This is a genomic window from Streptosporangium sp. NPDC020145 (genome assembly GCF_040631275.1).
Taxonomy (GTDB): domain Bacteria; phylum Actinomycetota; class Actinomycetes; order Streptosporangiales; family Streptosporangiaceae; genus Streptosporangium.
The window spans coordinates 1-1879 of the sequence record NZ_JBEXZT010000072.1 but is presented as its reverse complement, the minus strand read 5'-3'; the positions used below and the strand labels follow the sequence as shown (position 1 = coordinate 1879).

Annotated in this window: 1 protein-coding gene and 1 pseudogene; both read right to left on the bottom strand. The window is 62.6% G+C overall.

Annotated features, from left to right (window positions below; genetic code table 11):
• Positions 1-257: pseudogene (locus ABZ463_RS41585) on the bottom strand (hypothetical protein); the annotation flags it as partial.
• A 531-nt stretch (positions 258-788) separates the two neighbouring features.
• Entirely contained in the window at positions 789-1877 is a 1089-nt protein-coding gene (locus tag ABZ463_RS41580) for a hypothetical protein (protein WP_362785740.1), read from the bottom strand.
• Positions 1878-1879 lie beyond the last annotated feature (2 nt).

Sequence of the window (1879 nt, the reverse complement as noted above, 5' to 3'; positions counted from 1 at the left end):
GGCTTGCCGTCGGGGGAGTAACCGCCACCGGACTTCCAGCCCGTCGCGGAGGCGTCGTGGTAGTACGCGGTCGCGCTCTTCAGCGCGGCGTTGTTGGAGTCCGTCCAGTACTGAGCAACCGACTTGGCGGCGGCGGTGTTGTTGGCCAGCGGGTCGGTCGCCCAGTCGGGGGCGGCCTGAGCGGTGCCAGCCAGACCAGCGGCCAGCAGACCGGAGGCGAGAACGGCGCCACCGGCCGGGAGGAGGATGCGCTTCAAGGGAACTCCTTGGTCTGATGTGGAACGCATCTTGCGTCCCATGCGTCAGTAAAGGGATAGCCAGGAACATACAGTGCTGATCTTGAAGAGCGAAAGCCGCTCGGCGAAGCCGCGAAGCACCCAAACCTCCCGATATCATTCTGTTACCTTTATGGGGCCGTGCTGTCTCCCTGGTGATTGCGAATGATCTACGGCGTTTTTGCAGATCAACTAACCGAGTTGCTGGTGTGTCTGAAGTGGTGTGTTCGTCCCAATACTTTGGGTTACGATGCCTGATGTGATGTAGATCACATCAATCTGATGGCACCGAATTCGGGTGATCCACGTCTAACAAGCCTTGATTCGGAGGCCGTGAGTCGTCGGCCCCTGGCTTCGGGGGCCGGAGTCGTGTCCGTGGACCGCCCGTCGAGGCGAGGACTTCCGGGCATGCCAAAGGGGCCCGGTGTGCGCACACCGGGCCCCTCTGTGGTGAAGCTGGGTGAGTCAGGGGTTTGGACCCCCTGACTCGGAGACCGTCAGGTCCCTAACGGCTTACTTGTAGAGCTCGCCGTTCGGGCCAACGATCCTGCCGGACCAGACGTTCGCGGCCTTCTTGTAGATGTCGGCGGTCTCGCCGTCGAAGTAGGCCGAGGTGATCAGGTCGTAGCGGCCGTTGCCGTCCTGGTCGCCGAACTGGCTGGTGACGCCGTTGACGTAGCCAAGACGCTTGTTGTTGTTGTACTTCAGGACCCAGGGGCCACCGTCGGCGCCGGGGGTGAGAGCACCCTTGACACCGATGTGCTCCTCGATCTTCTGCGCGGCCGAGACGTACACCTTGCCGGAGGTCTTGCCGTACACCCACTTCGGCGTGATGCCGGTGAAGGGCTTGTCACCGTCGGGGTGCGGGCCCTCGGGGTAGCCGAAGATGAAGACGGCCTGGCCGGTCTTCTGGTTCCACGCGAAGCCCTGGCCACCGACGTTGTCACCGAGGCGACCGGCGTCCTTGGAGACCGTGATGAAGTACTGGTCGACCCAGTACTTCACCTGGACCGTGGACTTGACCCACTTCTTGACGTAGAACTCCTGCTTGGTCCAGCCGACGACGACGCCGTCCTTCTTGACCTCGGCCAGCTGGCCCAGCAGGTACTTGCCGTTGGCCTTGTCAGCGGTGAGGGAGTCGAACTCCTCCTTGCTGATGGCGACCGGCTTGCTCAGGCGCTCGAACTGCGCGCCGTTCTCGAAGCTGTGCTTGAGGGCGGCGTTGTACTCGCTCTGGGAGACCTGAGCGCCGACCAGCTTGATGCCGGGGGTCGGGCCCTCGCCCTTGATGTACTTCTCGACAACCTCAAGGTTCTTGGCGTCGGCCGGCTTGGCGACGGTCTCGACCTTGGGGTCGACGAGCTTGGCCTTGTAGGGGCCCTTCTCGCCGTACTTCTCGTAGCCGAGCTTGTACTCAGCCTCGGAGATGACCTTCTCCTCGGCCCACTTGTCGCCAACGAAGGAGTTGAACTCCGACTCGGTGACCTGCTTGGTGCCGCCGCTGAAGACACCGTTGTAGACGGTGACGAACGCGTAGTCGCGGTCGTAGTCCTCGTAGACGTCGAAGTCGTAGTGCGTCCAGGCGGTCTTACCGACGTAGATGC